Below are 19,453 nucleotides of genomic sequence, written 5' to 3' on the forward strand. Positions count from 1 at the left end.
GGTTTTGTTCTGAATGTTCTCTTGAACTTCAAGGCTTAACCAAAAGCCTTTGTTCTTAGAATTTTCAGGGTTTTACATACTGTTCAGTTTTCAAGGTTCTTTGTTGTTGTCTCATTGACAGCTCATTTATATTACCACAAGCGGTTATCTTTGTCAACAACTTTTTTATTTTATTTTTCGCAACTGAGCTTTCGCTCAACAGCTTGAATATCATATCATAGGCAGTTGTCGTTGTCAACTATTTTTTCTTAATTTTCAAAACATTTTCGCAAATAAGAAAACCTGTGATATTCGATTTTCCCTGCATATGCAGACCAACGTCAAAACACGTTAGAGTTAGAGTTTACCATTTCAGCATTAACTTGTCAAGGGCTTTTCACTTGTTTTTTCGCTGACATATTCCATACAGAATCATTGCGCATCCTCGCGGAGCGTTTATCTCAGTCGGAGCCCCAACTCCCACTGAGACAAATTTGCTATTACTCGCCACCTAAAGAGGTGGGAGTCTTCTCGACTGAAATAAAAAATTTGGCACACCTAACTCATCACTAAGTAGCGAGAATGCGGTGTGCCGTTTTTCAATATCACAGTTTTTCTCTATACGCTTTTAAATAATCCGTTTCACAACACCCATCAGGATGCTTCCAAGCATATTGTGGTCATACAGCCAGGTCAGCCAGATATTGCTTTCTATCTGGTTCAGGAAAAGTTCACCAATCGCCGTTGCCGAGAACAGTGTAATAAGCAGTGCTGCAATCCAGACGAAAAAGATCCCTTCCGCACCCCCCAGCACGGCACCTGCCAGACGGTTCAGCCCCGATATGATCGGCAGCCGGGAGACCACATTGAGCGATACGGACAGAACACGCAGTCCGCCGAACACGGCTGCAAACAGCAGAAAAAAACTTATAATATTGATCAGGCTGTTTGCCAGATAACGGCTGACGTAGTGGGTAAAGCTGCTTACACCCAGCGCCTCGTAAACTTCGCTGTTATTATTCTCCAGAAGCGCATCCTTTAACTGTTCCGGAAGCTCCATTTCTTCAATAATACTGCGCTGTACGGATGGCGGCGCCGCGTCAGCTGCCTCATTTTCCGCCTCATCGTCCTTTTGGATAAATTTCGTCACGCTGTCCTCCACCGCCTGATAGACCACCTCATTGCTGCGAAGCAGATTCGCGACAGACGGCGCACCAAAATGAACCACCCCCAGCGACAGCACCAGGGAAACGGCCGAGACTGCCAGGCGGACAAATCCGCGGTAATGCCCGTACAGTACCATGGAAACCAGATAGACTGCCACCACCACGAACAGCCAGTTTTCTTTTATATAAGCACCCATTGTCTGATCGCCTCCGCTACGCCCTCTTCCCGGTTCGAAGCGGCAATCCGGTCTGCGCGTTCCTTTAAAAATGGGGCGCCATTTTCCATCGCCACGCCGATTCCTGCTGCCTCCAGCATGGGCCAGTCGTTTTCGCCGTCTCCAAATGCCATCGTCTCCTCCGCTTCAATTCCCAGATACTGACAGAGATTCCGCAGCCCGCTTCCCTTTGTGATGCCCGCCGCGTTGAGTTCCAGATTCCACGGAAGCGAGGAGGTCACCAGAACCTCCGGCATCGCTTCCAGCTTTGCCCGGACTGCCTGCTTGCTCTCCCGGTCCTTAAAATTTAAATTCATCTTCTGCACCGGGCATTTTTTCTCCCGCAGATACTCCACCATGTCAGTAACTGCCCGGCGCGTCGCCCGGATATAGGCGCATTCACGTTCCGGTATCCCGTATTCTTCCAGCTGTGCCAGCAATCGCGTCTCGCTGACGCCGCCCTCCGATACATACATATCGTAAATAACCGGATGCCGGCGCAGCACCTCAATCACCCGGATCGTCTCTTCCCAGCTCAGGCAGCTTTCCGACACCCAGGTATTTTTCCCGAAATCCCGGACGACCGCCCCATTTGTAAATATGCCATAGTGGACGCCCGGCAGGCTCAAAACCTCCTCTGGCACTTCCGGGAGCGCGCGCCCGGTCGCCGGGACAATCTCAATTCCCCGCTGCGCGCACAGTTCCATCACCTGTCTTGTTTTTTCCGACACGTGCATTTTTTCATTTAACAGTGTCCCATCTAAATCGAGGGCTATTAACCGTGTTCCCATCTTTCTCTCCCGTATCTCTTTTTACTGTCCACTACCAGAAAACGCTGCCGGGAAGCATTCCCCCGCAGCGCTCTCTTTTACTAATTAGTTTTAATTTTAAAATTTCTCGAATTGTTTTAATTAATCAAAGAAATGTTTCTCTTTCAGAATCAGAAGTCCATCCTTATCATATTTCGATGAGAACAGTCCGCTGAAGGATTTCTTCTCCGCCTTATCTGCAGCTTCCTCGATCAAATCTTCGGCACTTGTCTTGGTAAGCGGTTCTCCGTCCTCCTCCATCATCTCAGCGCGCTCGTACAGAGCCAGCATGCTCTTTCCCGAAATACTGCAGTCGATCTCCGATGCATATTTGCAGGCATACTGAACAAACTCCTCAACATCCATATCGCCGGACTTTTTGGACGGTTTCTCTTCCGACTCATCCTCTGGATAATTGGAATACTCGTCGTCCTCGCGTTCGTCTTTATAGCTGTCTTTGTAATCGTCCTTATAATCATCACGATAGCCGCCACGCGCATAATCATCCTCCGGCTCATACTCGTCCTTCTCGTAGTGATCTTCTTCGTCTTCATACTCCGGCTCGTCATCGCGTCTTGCCTCTTCCTGACGGCGCAGTTCTTCTCTCTGCCGCTCTGCCAGACGGCGATCTTCCTCCGCTTTACGCGCTTCTTCTGCCTCTTTGGCTGCCAGCGCCTGTGCTTCTGCCTTGGCGCGCTCTTCTTCCTCACGGCGGGCTGCTGCTTCCTGCTGTCTACGTTTTTCCTCTGCCTCTTTTTCTGCCTGACGGCGGATCTCCGCTTCACGCTCTGCCTGGCGTTTTCTGGCTGCTTCTGCTTCCTGCTGCGCCTGCTGGCGTTTCAGCTCTTCCTCGCGCGCCTGTGCCAGCTTCGCTGCATCGTCTTTCTGGTTTTCACAGCCGATATACTGGAAACGCTCTGCTAATGCCGGATATGCGCGGTGCATCTGCTCTAAACGTGCCTGCGTATCAATCAGAACAACGACCATGCCGGTTTCATCCTGTGTCATCAGTTCTTCCAGCTCTTCCACCGTCAAATCGTCCAGATCGGCTGCATGCTCGACCACCAGATCCTTGCCTGCCAGGCGCTCCGCCACCGATGCGATGCCGCGATGGGAAAGGTTTGCACCGCTGATCTTGGCAACCGGATGCTTGGTTCCCAGCTCGCGGTGAATCTTTTTCAGGGAATCAAGTGCCATCGCAAGACCGGCTGCTGGATCTTCCGCCTCGATCATCAGATGATTTGATTCCTTGATCTCCTCTTCTTCCTCTTCCGGTTCGAAATCCCAGTCTTCCACTATGGTTTCCTCTTCCTCTTCAAATTCATGAATCGGAGCTTCCTCGCTCTTTTCCTCTGCCTCTGCCGGCTCTAGGTCGCGGAGATTCCTGAAAACACGTGTCTCCCCTTCGGATGCGCCCTCTTCCTCATCGTAAGGCTTGATCTTGGACACTTCTTTTGCCAGCGCTTCTTCCGCCTGTGCTTCATGAAGGCTTGCTACTACATCCTCGTCCAGCGCAGCCTTTTCTACTTTCTCGTCCGCCGGTTTTGTCTCAGCTTTCGGTTTTCCAGCCTTCTCTTCTGGCTCTGCCTGCTCCGGCTGTCCCTCCGGTTCGTTCTCCGGTTCGTCGTCCAGCTCTGCCTCCGGCTCATCCGTATCCAGATACTCTCCTTCCGGCTCTGGCTTGCGGTATGTACCGTTCTTGTACTCTTCTTCCACCGCACGCAGCTTCTCTTCGTACTTCTCGCGGTTTTCCACCAGATCCATCTGATATTTCGTCAGCGGCGCATACTGAAGTTTCAGTTCCATTGCCTTGTCCACATATTTGCCAAGACCGAACATCAGCATGATCTTGTCGCAGATCCGCACACAGTCGTCCGCCTGGTTCGCCTGATGATAAAGCTCTGCCAGGTGGTACAGCCATTTCTCATCCAGCTCTTCCTGACAATATCTCTCCAGAGAATTGATCTGCTGCTCTAACGGCGCATCCTTCGCCTCCAGAATCAGGAAACGAAGCAGGTACTGGCGCGGGTCATCGCCGGACAGCTCACAGAACTCCCGGTAATATGCCTCTGCCTCCTGAATATTATTTTCACGCAGTGCAAGGTCGGTCAGCTTATATAAAAGCCCCTTTCCAAGCGGCGCTCTCTCATATGCCAGCAATAAAATATCCTTGGCATCCTGATACTCTGCATTTTTCTCATAAATCTGGGAAATCATCGTAAGCAGGCTGGTGCTGCGTACACGACGCCAGTCGATGGTATCGGCGATCTTCATCGCCGTCTCGAAATCTCCCTTGTTAACCAGTTTCTTAATCTGCTCTACCTTGATGTTAAACTCGTATTTATCCATCTTATGCATCTCCTAACTTCCTGCCGCGGCAGAAGTTTTATTGTTACTGTTCACGCATACGTGCCCAGTAACGTTTTATTTGCTCACCGGCTACAGCTCTGTACGCCCATCCAGCGCGCGCAGAAGCGTTACCTCATCAATATATTCCAAGTCGCCCCCGACCGGAACGCCGCTGGCGATTCGCGTCACCCGGATCCCTGTCGGCTTAATCAGCTTGCTCAAATACATCGCGGTCGTCTCGCCCTCCAGGCTTGAGTTGGTTGCGATAATGACCTCACGAACCTCCTCTTTCTGCAGGCGAGTCATCAGCTCCTTGAGCCGGATGTCGCCCGGCCCGATCCCCAGCATCGGGGAGATCGCCCCATGCAGCACATGATAGACCCCGTTGTATTTTCCTGTCTTTTCATATGCCGCCAGATCGCGCGTATTTTCCACCACCATGATCGTCTCATGATCTCGCCGGTCGCTGCTGCAGATCGGGCACAGTTCCTTATCAGTCAATGTGCAGCACTCCTTGCAGTAACGCACATTCTGCTTGGCTTCCAGAATCGCGCCGGACAAGTGCCTGACCTGTTCTTCCGGCATATTGATAATATGAAATGCAAGACGCTGCGCCGATTTACTTCCGATTCCGGGAAGTTTTGACAATTCTTCGATTAGCTTGCTAATCTGACTGCTGTAATAATCCATCGCTTAAAACGGGAATCCGCCTCCCAGACCGCCAAGGCCACCGGTCAACTGGGACATCATCTGGCTGCTGTCCTCTTCCGCCTGACGGAATGCCTCGTTGGTCGCCGCCACGATCAGATCCTCTAACATCTCGATATCATCCGGATCCACTACTTCCTCAGACAATTTCACGGAAAGAACCTCTTTTTTACCTGATACGGTTACGGTTACAGCGCCGCCGCCTGCGGATGCGCTGTACTGCTTCTCCTCCAGCTCTTTCTGCTTCTCTTCCATCTGGCGCTGCATTCTCTGCGCCTGCTTCATTAAATTGTTCATATTGCCCGGCATACCGCCTGGGAAACCGCCACGTTTTGCCATGGTGTCATTCCTCTCTTTCACTTCTTTTTATTTATATTCAGACTGGCTGCCGATTGCAGCCGGTTCTATATATCATATAAACCCACTAATATCATTTATCTGCATTTAATCACAGCTTCTTGCATTACAAAACAAGGCTCATCTTTGGCAAGCTCCACTACACGGAATCATCCTCTTCGACAATCACATCGGTATGGATTGCGTTCTTTAAATCCTCATCACTGACATAAACCGTTCTTTGCGGCACAGCAGATGATTCTAAACGGACTTTAAATTGCAGAGTCTTTTTGTATTTTTCTTGCACTACTTCCTGCAAATTCTTAAGCTCAGGCTCCCGATTGATAATTCCAAACGTATTTTCATCTGTACACACAATGCAAAGGCAGCCTTCGCCCGCCGGTTCTACACTTGTCTTGGGAAGACTGAGTCTAATCGAACCCACAAGCTGGCTCAGGGACGCAATCCGTCCCCATTCTTTCCGCATCAGCATCAGATCTTCGTACTGTGCCGGTGGAAGGGATACCTTCTTCGGCTCAGGCGGCGTTTCCACCACAGCCGTTTTGGAGGATGCCGCCTGCCCCGCTGCCGGTGCAAGGGACGCCAGTTTCTGTAGATTGTCCGGCATTTCCTGCATTTTCTGCTCTAATAGCGTAATCCGCTGTAAAATGGAATCAAGATTCTGTTCCATCGACGGCGTCGTCAGCTTGATAAAGGCAATCTCCACCAGAATCCGCTTCTGCGACGCGTAGCGCAGCTGCCCGGAAAGCTCCGAGAAAATACGGATGTAACGCATCAGCGTTTCCGTATCAACGCCTGTCGCCTCTTCCTTTAAAATTGCCAGATTTTCCTCCGACATATCGAGCATATCGCCCGGTTCGTCGGTCGTCTTGGCAATCAGGAGATTTCGCATATACCAGACGAAATCGTTGACAAGCTGCGAAAGATCGCGCCCCTGGATGATCATTTCCTCAATCTCACGGATGCACGCCTTCGTATCACTTGCAAGCACCGCTTGAAACAGCTTGCTGAACACGCGGTTATCGACCGCGCCCAACACCTCGAGCACATTGTCATACGTCAGCTTTTCCCCGAAATGGAACGCCACGCACTGATCGAGAAGGCTTAACGCATCTCGCATCGAGCCATCCGCCGCACGTGCCACATACCTAAGTGCCCGGTCATCTACATCGATCTGCTCCGCCTGCGTCAGCTCCGCCAGCCGTCCCGCGATGGTATCGATCGAGATCCGCTTGAAATCATATCTCTGGCACCGGGACAGGATCGTGATCGGGATCTTGTGGACCTCCGTCGTCGCCAAGATAAATATAACGTAGGACGGCGGTTCTTCCAGCGTCTTTAAGAGCGCATTGAACGCGCCGATCGAAAGCATATGAACCTCGTCAATGATGTAGACGCGGTAGCGCCCATCCGTCGGCGGGTACTGCACCTGCTCCCGGATATCGCGGATATTTTCCACACCATTGTTGGATGCCGCATCGATCTCCACCACATTGAGGGAAGCTCCTTCCGCAATCTGGCGGCACATACTGCACTCGCCGCAGGGGCTGCCGTCCACCGGATGTTCACAGTTGACTGCCCGTGCAAAGATCTTGGCAATACTCGTCTTACCGGTTCCGCGCGTCCCGCAGAAGAGGTACGCGTGCCCGATCCGCCCGGAGTTGATCTGATTTTTCAGGGTCTTTACGATATGGTCCTGACCCCGGACCTCTTCAAAGGACGTCGGACGCCATTTTCTGTACAGTGCTGTATATGACATAAACTACTACTTCCTTACTATTCGTCGCCGAAGCTGATGCCTACATCCTTAGCTTCCCGGATAATATCGCTCTTCGGATCGACCATCTTTAATTTACCGGCAATGTCCGCGAGCGGAATTTTTTCAATCTTATTGTTGTTTAAAGCGACCATATAGCCGTATTCTTTGCGGCGGATCATCTCTGCTGCCTCCGCACCGAGGCGCGTCGCAATCACGCGGTCATACGGACATGGCTCGCCTCCGCGCTGCATATGCCCCGGAACCGTCACACGGATCTCCTGCCCCGTCCGCTCGGAAATCTGGGCGCCCAGCTCGTAAGCGACCGACGGATAAACCGGTCCATTTTTCTTCTTTTCTTTTAATTCTTTCTTGGTCAGGGCTGCATTTTCCTTGGAAATCGCGCCCTCTGCGACCGCCAGAATCGTGAAATTCTTGCCATTTTTAGTACGGCTGCGGATCGCATTTACCACCACATCAATATCATACGGGATCTCCGGCAGGAGAATGATGTCAGCTCCGCCCGCGATGCCTGCATAGAGCGCCAGCCATCCCACCTTGTGGCCCATGATCTCCACGATGAAGACTCTGCCATGAGACGCCGCCGTCGTATGAATACAGTCGATGGCATTGGTCGCTACATCAACCGCACTATGGAATCCAAACGTAAGATCGCTGCCCCAGAGATCGTTGTCTATGGTCTTCGGAAGAGAAACGATATTGAGTCCTTCCTCCCGCAGCAGATTTGCCGTCTTCTGGCTGCCGTTGCCACCTAAAATGACGAGGCATTCCAGTTTCAGCTTGTAATAGGTGTGTTTCATCGCTTCCACTTTATCCAGACCGTTCTCGTCCGGCATCCGCATCAGCTTGAAAGGCTGTCTGGAAGTTCCCAGAATCGTACCTCCGCGTGTCAGAATCCCGGAAAAATCCGACTGTTTCATAATCCGGTAGTCTGCATACATAAGACCTTTATAGCCGTCTTCAAATCCAACTATCTCTATGTCATCAAACATTTTGTACAGCGATTTTGCCACGCCTCGCATCGTCGCATTTAAGCTCTGGCAGTCGCCGCCGCTGGTTAACATACCGATTCTTCTCATGAGCGCTTTCCCTTTCTTCATAACCGTCCAGTACCTTCACAGTTACCCTTATTCTAAGTTTCCAACAACCCCCATATCAGGATAAACTACACCCATTTTGTAATTATAATACAATCATATCCCGCGGGCAAGAAAAAATTCCTTACAAATATCATAGACATAAAAATACCGGGATACGCGCTTTTAATCTGCTCCGGCACGGTATTCCTACCCCTTGGCAAATCAAATTCCACATATCCCGGCTATATTCACACACCTGCAAAAATGCTGGTTTCTGCATCTATTTTCTTATAAAAAAATCCGCACGCCCGGCTTCGAACGTATGCCATGGACGTTACCCTGACAGTTAACTCGGTCCAGGCTGCCTTGCGGCACACAGAAGCTTCTGCTTAGTGCTGCTGCATTCCTGCCCTGACACGGTTCACAGATTTCTGTTGCGCAAGACCCAGACTTCAACGCCACTTTTCAGGGGCAGCCCCACAGTAAAAACGCCCTCGGTCGGACAACACCCCTGCTATAGCGGATTGCAGGTACAGGGCACCGCTAACTCCCCGGCTGTGCGGAAACTTTATGACTTGATCTTATATGACGGAATGACCTGCAGACCGTCAGCCTGTTTAGTATACATGGCAGCCGCCGTTTTGTCAAGCCGGAGCTTGACTAACAAGCATTGTATAAAAATACACAAGAATACATTTTATTGTTTTTTTATCATTTTTTATCCCAGAATCTTGCAACAGAAGAAAGAAATTATTATAATAGGTATAAATCTAGCGACTGCAAAAAGTCAAACAGTTACTAAATCATAAAATTCTGTAAGATTGGAGCAACGATTATGGAAAAGAAAAATATCGACTGGAGCAACATCGGTTTCGGCTATATGCCAACGGATTACCGCTATGTTTCCATGTACCAGAATGGTTCCTGGGACGAAGGCGCCCTTACCTCCGACCCGAATATTACCTTGAATGAATGTGCCTGTGTTCTGCAGTATGCACAGACTTGCTTCGAGGGTCTGAAAGCGTATACGACCGAGGACGGCCATATCGTTACGTTCCGTCCTGACTTAAACGGCGAGCGTATGGAGAATTCCGCAAAAGGTCTTGAAATGCCGCCATTCCCGAAGGAGCGCTTCGTAGACGCCATCACAAAAGTAGTAGAAGCCAACGCAGCATTCGTACCGCCGTATGGTTCCGGTGCAACCCTGTACATCCGCCCGTATATGTTCGGTTATGATTCCATTATCGGCGTTAAACCGGCAAACATCTATCAGTTCCGTGTATTCTGTACACCGGTTGGCCCGTACTTCAAGGGCGGCGCTAAACCGATCACCATCCGCGTCAGCGATTTCGACCGTGCAGCACCTCACGGAACCGGTCACATCAAAGCCGGATTAAACTATGCGATGAGCCTGCATGCGATCGTCGATGCTCATAAGAACGGTTTCGATGAGAACATCTACCTGGATCCGCAGACACGTACCAAGATCGAGGAGACCGGCGGCGCAAACGTTATCTTTATCACCAAAGACGGCAAGCTGGTAACTCCGAAGTCCAACAGCATCCTTCCGTCTATCACACGCCGTTCTATCCTGCAGGTTGCAAGAGATTACCTCGGCATGGAGACCGAAGAGCGTGAAATATACTTAGACGAGGTAAAGGATTTCGCAGAGTGCGGCCTGTGCGGTACCGCAGCTGTTATCTCCCCGGTTGGCAAGATCGTTGACCACGGCAAGGAAATCTGCTTCCCGGCAGGTATGGAGAAGATGGGTCCGGTTACCCAGAAACTCTACGAGACACTGACCGGCATCCAGATGGGTCACATCAAAGCTCCGGAGGGCTGGATCCACGTAATCAAATAAGGACTGTATTTTTCGGTTTGAAGGGGAAATATGGAATGCAAAAAGCTGGTGGAAATCATTCACCAGCTTTTTCTTCTTTCTTCTTTTTTCTCTTTTCACGCAATTCTTTGAAAAATTCTTTCAACATCATCGAACATTCCTCGCCCAAAAGTCCTTCTTCTGTCTCCACCTGATGATTGAATCCTTTTTCATCCAGAAGATTCAGTACCGAACCGGCGCAACCGGCTTTCGGGTTCATGGAACCGATGTAAACTTTTGGAATCCGCGCCTGCACGATCGCCCCTGCACACATCGGGCACGGTTCCAGCGTCACGTACAGCTCGCATTCTTCCAGGCGCCAGTCGCCCATGCGCTTGCACGCTTTTTTGATTGCCGCAATCTCCGCATGTGCCAGCGCGCTATGATCGACCATCCGGCGGTTGTAACCCCTGCCGATGATTTTGTCCTCATACACGATCACGCAGCCGATCGGCACTTCTCCGAGCGCCCAGGCTTTCTTCGCCTCGCGGATCGCCGCTTTCATATATTTCTCTTCCCGTGTCAATTTTGCTGCCACTGTTTTTTCCTCCGTTCAAATTCATCCGCTTCCAACAACAGACATCCTTATCCCAGTTTCCTGGCAAGTTTGCTCCGCTGCCAACCAAACACCTGAAAACATTTGACCCGTGTCCATCCTACCCAGAAAAGCTATCCTTTGTCAAGAGTTCTCTAAAAGGATCGACCGGCTTTTATGTAAAATTCAAATCCGTATACCAATACCCGAACCGGCTGTCGCGCGGCGGCTGGCGGGTGGAACGGACAAAGCGGTCAAAGCCGAACATCGCCGCCATATATTTTTCATTGTTTCCATAATGTCCCGGCACGCCAGAATGTAGCGCCCCCGTTCGCCGGGTTTCCCCAGTCTCGCCAGAATCAGATATCGGTAGTTGTAGTAACCGTGCAGAAGAAAGCTGTTATTTCCATACACCCAGTTTTCCCGCGGCAGAAGCCCGATATCCTGCGGTTTGATTACCAGAATCTCGCAGCCGTCGGCGCATTCGAAGGCGGTTACTTTGGGATAGGCAGCACGCAGACGGTTCCAGAGGGACTCGGCGGGATCTTCTTTCGGAAATTCCTTGGATGAATCTGGTTGCGGTTGTTTTTGATTTTGAGAGCCTGGCTGAAATGCTTCTTGATGGTCTGGTGGAGAATCTGGAAGCGCCTCTTTCCGGACTTCCCGGGTGGATTCTTGAGAATCTTTCCGCCGTGCTTCTGTCTGTGCTTCCTGATAGGATTCCTGAAAACTTTCCTTCGGTGTCTCCGTTTGCACTTCTTGAGTGGATTCCTGAAAACTTTCTTGCGGTGTTTCCGTTTGCACTTCCTGAGTGGATTCCTGAAAACTTTCTTGCGGTGTCTCCGTTTGCACTTCCTGATTGGATTCCTGAAAACTTTCCTGCGGTGTTTCCGTTTGCGCTTCCTGAGTGGATTCCTGAGAACTTTCTTGCGGTGTTTCCGTTTGCGCTTCCTGAACAATTTCTGCCTCTTGATGATCGGATGTTTCTGAGATATCTGGAACCTCTTCCGCATTCTGGCCCTCTGCCTCCTGCGCCCTCTCTGTCTGTTTCCGCGTTGCCTCTTCCTTCTCTGCTTCCTGCTCCCGCACTTTCTCAGCAGTCACATCCGCCAGCTCAACCTCTGCCGCATGCGCGACGGCATCTTCCCAGATCGTCGTATAGGCACGCCATGCGCTGTCCGTCTCATGAAGAGTCAGACCACAGCACTCTTCCATATTGCAGCCGCTTCCTTCAATATTTTCACAATTGACGACGGCACGGAACTCCCCATTTCCGCCACGGACAAACAGGGTGCCGATACGGATCTCCTCCTGCCCTGCCAGAAGGTATACGCCGATCGGGCTGCCGCCCGCAAAGACACGGCGGACGCTGACCTGAATCCGGCAGGAAGTTCCCCGTGTCTCCAATTTCGCAAATCCCGTATTTTTCCCTTTGATTCCGCCCTCGTATGCATAGATATATGATATTAACCGATGATATGCAGACATGTTTTCACTCCTTTGCTTTGTATTATATGCAAAAGAAGCGCCGGTTTATGACAGGATTTCTATATCCTGATATAAACCAACGCTGCAAATACGTCCGTATAACGCAAAATCGGGAACAGTTAAAAACTGTTCCCGATACTGCCGGCGACCGGAATCGAACCGGTACGAAGTTTAACCCTCGCAGGATTTTAAGTCCTGTGCGTCTGCCAGTTCCGCCACGCCGGCATCATGATTACTCATGACTGGCACAAAGCCAAATGGATGGAGGTGGATTCGAACCACCGAAGCGAGACGCAACAGATTTACAGTCTGCCCCCTTTGGCCACTCGGGAACCCATCCAAAATTGCTCTGACAGTTGAAGATTATAACATGGCTGTCTCAAAAAAGCAAGTGTTTTTATATATTTTATTTAATATTTTTATTTCCATTTTTTCCTGCTTTTGATTCTTCTCGCTCAACTGCCAGAAATCATATATCTTGTCGAAGCCGCATTTCCTACAATGCCGTATCATTTCCCGTCAAAACGATACTTCCGACCGGTGGGATTTTCACCTCGATATAGCCGTCCTTTACCTCATGTTCAACCTGTCCGGCGTTGTAACCGTCCTCATAGGTCATCATTTCCCGGCGCAGGACCGCCCCGTCGCGCGCCCCGATCTGCCAGACCGGAATCTTGAGCGTCAGCCAGTCATCACCTGTATTGACCACCGTTACTCCGCAGCACGCGCCGCCAGCTCTCTGAGCACCCTGAAAACGTCCATAGGCAATATAGCCATCTCCCGCCGCCAGCGCTTTCAGGGAACCATTTCTAAATGCCGGACAGCGTTTCCGGATGCCGCTCATGTAGCGGTGGAACTCGATCAGCTCCAGGTTTTCCCCGCCCCACGGGTACGTCCGGCGGCTGTCCGGATCGGTCCATCCACAGACACCCGCTTCGTCACCGTAATAGATCGTCGGTGCGCCCGGCCAGGTCATCTGCATGACAACACCCTGGCGGAAAATGCCATAGCTGATGCCTTCCTCCGCTGCTTTTGCACCTGCCGACGCAAGACGGCCCACCCGGCGGTTTGTCCGCGTCATAAAGCGGGAGTGATCGTGGTTGGACAGCTCGTTCATCGCACACTGCACGGAAGCCGTCGGCATTTCACTCATATGGTAGCGCATCGCCTCAAAAAAGGCGCATCCATCCCCAAACAGCGCCGGATTTTCTTCGTCACTGTGCTTCTCCATCCCGGTCAGAAACCATGACAGCGGCTCCATAAACGCATCATAATTCATGACCGTATCCCACTGATCGCCCTTCAGCCAGTCATACGGGCTGCCATAATGTTCCGCGATCATGACCGCCTCCGGATTTGCCTCCTTGACTGCCGCGCGGAAATCACGCCAGAACTGATGGTTCATCCAAGCGCTCCGCCCCAGATCTGCCGCCACATCCAGCCGCCAGCCATCTGCTCCAAACGGCGCCGACACCCATTTTTTCGCAATCCCCAGAATGTACTGGTACAATTCCGGCGATTCCTCGTAATTGAGCTTCGGAAGCGTCGCGTGTCCCCACCAGCCGTCGTAGCTGTCATTAAACGGCCAGGCATTTTCATTGTGAAACTGGAAAAAATAGCGATACGGGCTGTCCTCCGAGACATATGCCCCCTGCGGATAGCCGCCCGCGTGCTGGTACAGAAGTTCCGCATCCAGCCATTTATTGAAAGAACCACAATGGTTGAACACACCGTCCACCAGCACCCGGATTCCCCGCTTGTGCGCTTCCTCAATCAGGCGGGCAAAAAAGGCATCGCTCGCCTCCAGGTTCTGCTCATCCGCCGTCCGCGTCATATATTTATGTGCGCGGTCATTGTCCGTATCTTCCGGGCACACCAGCCCGTCTGCGTCCTCCAGAATCACTCCATAATGCGGATCGATATGGTCGTAGTCCTGACAGTCATACTTATGGTTCGACGGTGATACAAATACCGGATTTAAGTAGATTGCTTCTATCTTGAGACTCTTTAAATAATCAAGTTTATCTAAAACACCCTGCAGATCACCGCCGTAAAACCGTCCCACATCGAGTGTACTGATCGGTTCCTTCCAGTCCGTTACCCGGGTGACCGGCTTTTTCAGATAAATATATTCATTGGTTTCCGTATCGTTTGTAGGATCGCCGTTGCAGAACCGATCCACATAGATCTGATACATCAGCGCGCCCTTGCTCCACTCCGGCACATGAAACCCCGGAATCAGGCGGAACGGGTGCGCCGCCGCATCCTCTGTCAGCCCGATCCGGTTGTAAAGACAGACGTTCTCGCCCCAGGTTACCTGAAATACATACGAAAATGTTTTCGTTCCCAGAGTCAGCGCACAGCTGTAGTAATCAAAACGGCTGTCTGACTTGTCAGCCATACCGCTACCATCTATGCCTCGATTTGTATCTGCACCGTTCCCAACGCTGCCAGCACAGCACTCCCACGAAAGCCGTTTCATCTGCCACTCCTGCAAAAGCGCCCCGGTCTCCGGGTCACATTCCAGCAGTACAACCGCATCTGCTCCATTTTTCTCTGTTCTGAAATAAAATGTAACGACTTCACCCGCATCTGCCTCCGAAGGACAACGGTAATCCTCTGTCTCGTCGCAAAATAGCGCGTCGCGATTGATCTGCTCCATCTGTTTCCCTTTCCAGCGGTTTCGCCGCTTTCACAATCATGTTATTTTCTGCCCATATTTTACAGGATTTCCCCAAATTACACAAGTTATTTTCACGCCCCTAATTTTAGGTAATAAAAAAGAATGTGCCTTGGCACATTCGGGCGTCTCGCGCGGTCGCTTGCGACATGTTTCTGCTTCGCGCGAGTGTGCATCCCCGCGGAGCGTTTTTTGTTTCATAGGACGTAATTTCCTATGAAATAAAAAAGGTCAGCGGGGTAGCTGACCTTTTTAGGAGAAGGTATTTCGTTTTATGGGGTGTAGCAAAAACTATATAATGTATTGGGGGGGGTTACGTCTATTATAATAGCATAGGAGCGGAAATAAGTGTGCACAAACATCGTTTTATTTCGATTTCTTTTTTGTGCAAATCAACGCTCTTTCCAGAAATGTCCAGCAAAATCCGCCTGAAATTTGCATAAAAGAAGGTGCCGCCACTGCCATTTCCATCTATCCGATGGCTGTCCGGGATGTCTCCCGCACATTCTGGCAGCTGACTGGCACCTTTTTTCAGGCTTATTTCCAGACCTGTCTCATGCTTTCAACTTTTTATGCTTCTGTCACCGGAGTTTCAGCTTCCCCTGACGGCTTTTCTCCATCCTGAAACAGCGCTTCAAACTCAGCCTGGCCGATCTTCTCTTTCTCCATCAGCAGGGCACAGCAGGAATGAAGCACATCTTCATGGTCGAGAATGATCCGTTTTGCCTTGGCGTAGCACTCATCGATGATGCGCTTTACCTCGCTGTCGATCTCGCTCGCCACTTCCTCGCTGTAGGTTCTCGTATGCGCCAGGTCGCGGCCAATAAAGACCTCGTTGTTGTCGCCGCCGTAGTTGATCATGCCCAGTTTCTCTGACATACCGTACTCGGTTACCATCGCGCGCGCCATCGAGGTCGCCTGCTTGATATCCTGGGAAGCGCCGGTCGTGATGTCGTCAAAGATAATCTCCTCGGCGATTCGTCCGCCCAACGAAACCATGATATTTTGAAGCATTCTGCCCTTCGTCATATGAAGCTCATCCTGCTCCGGAAGCGGCATCGTATAACCTGCCGCACCAACGCCGGTCGGAATGATCGAAACGGTATGAACCGGTCCCACATCCGGGAGGACATGGAACAGAATCGCATGACCCGCCTCATGGTATGCGGTAATCTTCTTATCTTTCTCGGAAATCACCTTGCTGCGCTTCTCAGCACCGATTCCCACTTTAATAAAGGCTTTCTCAATATCCGTCTGGGTCAGGAACTTACGTCCCTCTTTTGCGGTATTGATCGCCGCCTCATTCATCAGGTTTTCCAGATCGGCTCCGGTAAATCCAGCGGTTGTCTGCGCGATGCGGTGTAAATCCACATCCTCGCCCAGCGGTTTTTCCTTCGTATGGACGCCGAGAATCTCCTCGCGACCCTTGACATCCGGTCGTCCGACTGCCACCTTTCGGTCAAATCTGCCCGGCCGCAGAATCGCCGGGTCGAGAATATCCACGCGGTTCGTCGCCGCCATGACGATGATGCCCTCATTGACTCCGAAACCATCCATCTCAACCAGGAGCTGGTTGAGCGTCTGCTCTCGCTCGTCGTGACCGCCGCCCATGCCGGTACCACGCTGTCTGGCAACCGCATCGATCTCATCGATAAAGACAATACACGGGGCATTTTTCTTGGCTTCCTCAAACAAGTCGCGGACACGGGATGCGCCGACACCGACGAACATTTCAACAAAATCCGAACCGGAAATCGAGAAGAACGGAACGCCTGCCTCACCCGCCACCGCTTTGGCAAGCAGGGTTTTACCGGTTCCTGGAGGTCCGACTAGGATCACGCCTTTCGGGATGCGCGCCCCGACACCGGTGTATTTCTGCGGATTTTTCAGGAAATCTACGATCTCCTCCAGTTCCTCTTTCTCCTCTTCCAGACCGGCAACTTTGGTAAAGTTGACCTTGCTGGTCGATACCATCCGGGCACGGCTGCGTCCAAAATTCATCATCTTGGCATTTGCCCCGCCGCCGGAACGGGAATTGATAAACATAAACAGGAAGATCAGGACGCCTGCGGACAAAGCGATCGGCAGGATCACCGTCATAAAATAGCTGTCCTGGCGGACGCTGGTGGTCGTGTACGGAACCCCCGCCTTGCGAAGCGCCATCTCTACTTCCTTCACATCCAGCACATTGAACTCCTCCCGGTCGCCGGAGGTTGTCTCAAAAATAACCTCACCGGTCGGCACCTCGCGGTTCGGGCGGATCTGTGCGCTCTCTACGGTCTTATTTTCCAGATATACCATGAACTCCGGATAGCTTAATTCCCGCTCCGTCGCCATTCCAGGGACCTTCAACGAGAAAAACATGATAACGAGCAGCATGAGGATCAGAAGCCCCACGCCTCCCATCGACTGACGTTGTTTCAACTGGCTTCCTCCTTATACTTCCACAACACCGATGTACGGCAGGTTGCGGTATTTCTGATCGTAATCCAGGCCGTAACCTACGACAAACTCATCCGGGATTGTAAAGCAGGTATATTTAACCTGAACCTGTTTTTTTACGCGGCGCTCCGGCTTGTCAAGCAGGGTGCATAGCTCGATATTTTTCGGATTTCTCTGTTTTAATACCTCGATCAGATATGCCAGGGTGCGTCCGGAATCGATGATGTCCTCCACGATGATGACATTCTTGCCCTCCAGCGGCTCGTCCAGATCCTTGATAATCTTTACCACACCGCTTGACTTGGTGTCGGAACCGTAGCTGGATACAGACATGAAATCCAGGGAAACCGGAATAGTCAGGCGTTTTGCCAGTTCACAGGTAAAGAATACGCCGCCCTTTAAGATACAGATCAGGTGGACTTCCTTTCCCTCATAATCTTTGTTGATCTGTGCTGCCACTTCACTGATCTTCTTGTTTACTTCTTCTTCCGTTAATAATACACGAATCTTATCAGCCACTGCTTTTTCCTCCGTTAAATTCCACCTCAAGGATGGTTTTTGTCTGTTCTGTTATCTTATAATATGCGCTGATCCGGTGCCCCACTATCCACAGGATATGTTTTTCTTCCGCCAGAAGCCAGATTTCCTCCCGCTCCTGTCTCGGAATTTTCTCATCGATCATCCAGGATTTCAGCGTCTTCCGACCGCCGGACGGCAGTGTCAGGTAGTCCCCCGGCTGCCGGTGTCTCAGCGATAAGGTACCTTTTATTTTATCATAGTCAAACCATTTCGTATACTGGTTTTTCGGAAATTCATCCCCATTTTCACAGGGGAAAGTATGCATCTGCAAAAGATTCTCATTCTGGATGCCCGGAAGCAAACCCCCTTTTCTTTCTCCTGGATGACTAAGCGGGCGCACTTCAAGAAATCCATATATATTTACCGCCCGGAACCCATGCGGCAGCGAAATACTCTTTCCGGTTCCCTGATGCAGAAGTTCCCGCACCGCCTGCACATGCGTCTCCGTCACGTCCCGGAGCGGCATTTTGCTCTTTAAAAACAACCGCCGCACGATATAACCCTGCACAATCTCCGCCTGTTCTGCCAGCGCTCCTGCATCCGCCTTTCCGTCCGGTGCATGCTTTTGAAGCCATTCTTCTGCCACCTCTTCCAGATAGGCATCTGCCTGCCGGATGCGTCTGCCCGCCTGGTCGATATGACGGACTGCCTGTGCATTCAGGCGCTCTTCTACCGCCGGAAGCAGTTCATTCCGAAGCCAATTGCGGCTGTATTCACTCTCCTGGTTCGTCGAGTCCTCGACCCAGTCCTGTCCCTGCTGCCGCAGCCAGGTCTGAATCTCGCTCCGCTGCGCCCAGAGAAGAGGACGGATGATGCGCCCCCGCACCGGAGCAATGCCAGAAAGCCCGGTCAGACCGCTTCCGCGGAACAGGTTAAAAAGAACCGTTTCCGCATTATCATCCGCATGGTGGGCGGTGGCGATGTGAACCCGGGCGGCTGCCGCCTCTTTTCTCCCCGCATTCTCCGATGTCAAATCCGGATACATCTCTTTCTCCCACGCAAGCGCCGTCTCCTCATACAGGCGGTACCGCGCCTGCCGTCCCGCCTCCTCGACGGAACATTTCCGGTCAAGCGCCTCTTTCGCCGCATCGATACGGAACTCATAAAAAGGAACTTCCAGCCGTTCACACAGCATCCGTGAAAATGCCGCATCTCTATCCGCCTCCGCGCCGCGCAGCCCGTGATGGACATGGAGCGCCCGCAGGGAAATCTGAAACGTCTCCCGCAGCTTCCAGAGCACCAGCAAAAGACCGACGGAATCCGCTCCCCCGGATAAACCGACCAGAACGCCATCCCCCGGCCTGGCCATATGATTTTGTCTCATATAAATTTCTGTTTGTTTCTGCATTCTTTTATATTTCTTTTTATCCCTCTTAACATCCACTCGTAACTACTGTTCCGTACCTTCACA

The 19,453-nt window shown here is 51.3% G+C and carries 14 protein-coding genes, 2 tRNA genes and 1 other RNA gene; 1 reads left to right on the plus strand and 16 read right to left on the minus strand.

What is annotated here, in order from left to right; genetic code table 11:
- Nucleotides 1-607 precede the first annotated feature (607 nt).
- The 8 genes from DW085_RS12415 to ffs all read right to left on the minus strand — a co-directional run bounded on the left by DW085_RS12415 (nt 608) and on the right by ffs (nt 9,002).
- On the minus strand, nt 608-1,342 hold the full coding sequence (locus tag DW085_RS12415; RefSeq protein ID WP_107001682.1) for a CvpA family protein: 735 nt from the start codon (nt 1,340-1,342) through the stop codon (nt 608-610).
- Nucleotides 1,327-2,151: a Cof-type HAD-IIB family hydrolase gene (locus DW085_RS12420; RefSeq protein WP_118492960.1), complete on the minus strand. Its 825-nt coding sequence runs from the start codon at nt 2,149-2,151 to the stop codon at nt 1,327-1,329. Before DW085_RS12420 ends, DW085_RS12415 begins: the two co-directional genes overlap by 16 nt.
- Before the next feature lie 120 nt (nt 2,152-2,271).
- The gene (locus DW085_RS12425; RefSeq protein ID WP_118492962.1) at nt 2,272-4,518 is read right to left on the minus strand and encodes a hypothetical protein; all 2,247 of its coding nucleotides are present in this window, start codon (nt 4,516-4,518) and stop codon (nt 2,272-2,274) included.
- 90 nt (nt 4,519-4,608) lie between these two features.
- Nucleotides 4,609-5,208, minus strand: coding sequence for a recombination mediator RecR (gene recR / locus DW085_RS12430; RefSeq protein ID WP_022359051.1), 600 nt, complete (start codon nt 5,206-5,208; stop codon nt 4,609-4,611).
- A gap of 3 nt (nt 5,209-5,211) precedes the next feature.
- Nucleotides 5,212-5,565 carry a YbaB/EbfC family nucleoid-associated protein gene (locus DW085_RS12435; protein ID WP_022359050.1) on the minus strand — a complete coding sequence of 118 codons (354 nt, stop codon included), beginning with the start codon at nt 5,563-5,565 and terminating at the stop codon, nt 5,212-5,214.
- Nucleotides 5,566-5,722: 157 nt separating this feature from the next.
- Nucleotides 5,723-7,342, minus strand: coding sequence for a DNA polymerase III subunit gamma/tau (dnaX, locus tag DW085_RS12440; RefSeq protein WP_118492964.1), 1,620 nt, complete (start codon nt 7,340-7,342; stop codon nt 5,723-5,725).
- A 17-nt stretch (nt 7,343-7,359) separates the two neighbouring features.
- Nucleotides 7,360-8,439: an ATP-dependent 6-phosphofructokinase gene (locus DW085_RS12445; RefSeq protein ID WP_118473071.1), complete on the minus strand. Its 1,080-nt coding sequence runs from the start codon at nt 8,437-8,439 to the stop codon at nt 7,360-7,362.
- Between the two features lie 300 nt (nt 8,440-8,739).
- Nucleotides 8,740-9,002, minus strand: an RNA gene (gene ffs / locus DW085_RS12450) — signal recognition particle sRNA large type.
- Nucleotides 9,003-9,274: 272 nt separating this feature from the next.
- Here ffs and DW085_RS12455 point away from each other — a divergent pair.
- Nucleotides 9,275-10,300, plus strand: a complete 1,026-nt coding sequence (locus DW085_RS12455) for a branched-chain amino acid aminotransferase (RefSeq protein ID WP_118492965.1) — start codon at nt 9,275-9,277, stop codon at nt 10,298-10,300.
- 55 nt (nt 10,301-10,355) lie between these two features.
- Here DW085_RS12455 and tadA read toward each other — a convergent pair whose 3' ends face one another.
- The 8 genes from tadA to tilS all read right to left on the minus strand — a co-directional run bounded on the left by tadA (nt 10,356) and on the right by tilS (nt 19,366).
- A complete protein-coding gene (gene tadA / locus DW085_RS12460; RefSeq protein WP_117796687.1) occupies nt 10,356-10,844 on the minus strand; it encodes a tRNA adenosine(34) deaminase TadA in 489 nt (162 codons plus the stop codon).
- A 195-nt stretch (nt 10,845-11,039) separates the two neighbouring features.
- Entirely contained in the window at nt 11,040-12,341 is a 1,302-nt protein-coding gene (locus DW085_RS12465) for a hypothetical protein (protein ID WP_347475080.1), read from the minus strand.
- Between the two features lie 139 nt (nt 12,342-12,480).
- Nucleotides 12,481-12,566 (minus strand) — tRNA-Leu (locus tag DW085_RS12470).
- Between the two features lie 33 nt (nt 12,567-12,599).
- A tRNA-Tyr gene (locus DW085_RS12475) sits at nt 12,600-12,681 on the minus strand.
- 156 nt (nt 12,682-12,837) lie between these two features.
- Nucleotides 12,838-15,003: a glycoside hydrolase family 13 protein gene (locus DW085_RS12480; protein WP_118293771.1), complete on the minus strand. Its 2,166-nt coding sequence runs from the start codon at nt 15,001-15,003 to the stop codon at nt 12,838-12,840.
- Nucleotides 15,004-15,591: 588 nt separating this feature from the next.
- Nucleotides 15,592-17,400 (minus strand): ATP-dependent zinc metalloprotease FtsH, encoded by a 1,809-nt coding sequence (ftsH, locus tag DW085_RS12485; RefSeq protein ID WP_333489863.1) that lies wholly within the window; start codon nt 17,398-17,400, stop codon nt 15,592-15,594.
- A 57-nt stretch (nt 17,401-17,457) separates the two neighbouring features.
- Nucleotides 17,458-17,982, minus strand: a complete 525-nt coding sequence (gene hpt / locus DW085_RS12490) for a hypoxanthine phosphoribosyltransferase (protein ID WP_022360393.1) — start codon at nt 17,980-17,982, stop codon at nt 17,458-17,460.
- Nucleotides 17,975-19,366, minus strand: coding sequence for a tRNA lysidine(34) synthetase TilS (tilS, locus tag DW085_RS12495; protein ID WP_243034027.1), 1,392 nt, complete (start codon nt 19,364-19,366; stop codon nt 17,975-17,977). The genes hpt and tilS overlap by 8 nt, the downstream gene beginning before the upstream one ends.
- Nucleotides 19,367-19,453 lie beyond the last annotated feature (87 nt).

This window comes from Clostridium sp. AF50-3 (assembly GCF_003477445.1).
Classification (GTDB): Bacteria; Bacillota; Clostridia; order Lachnospirales; family Lachnospiraceae; genus Otoolea; species Otoolea fessa.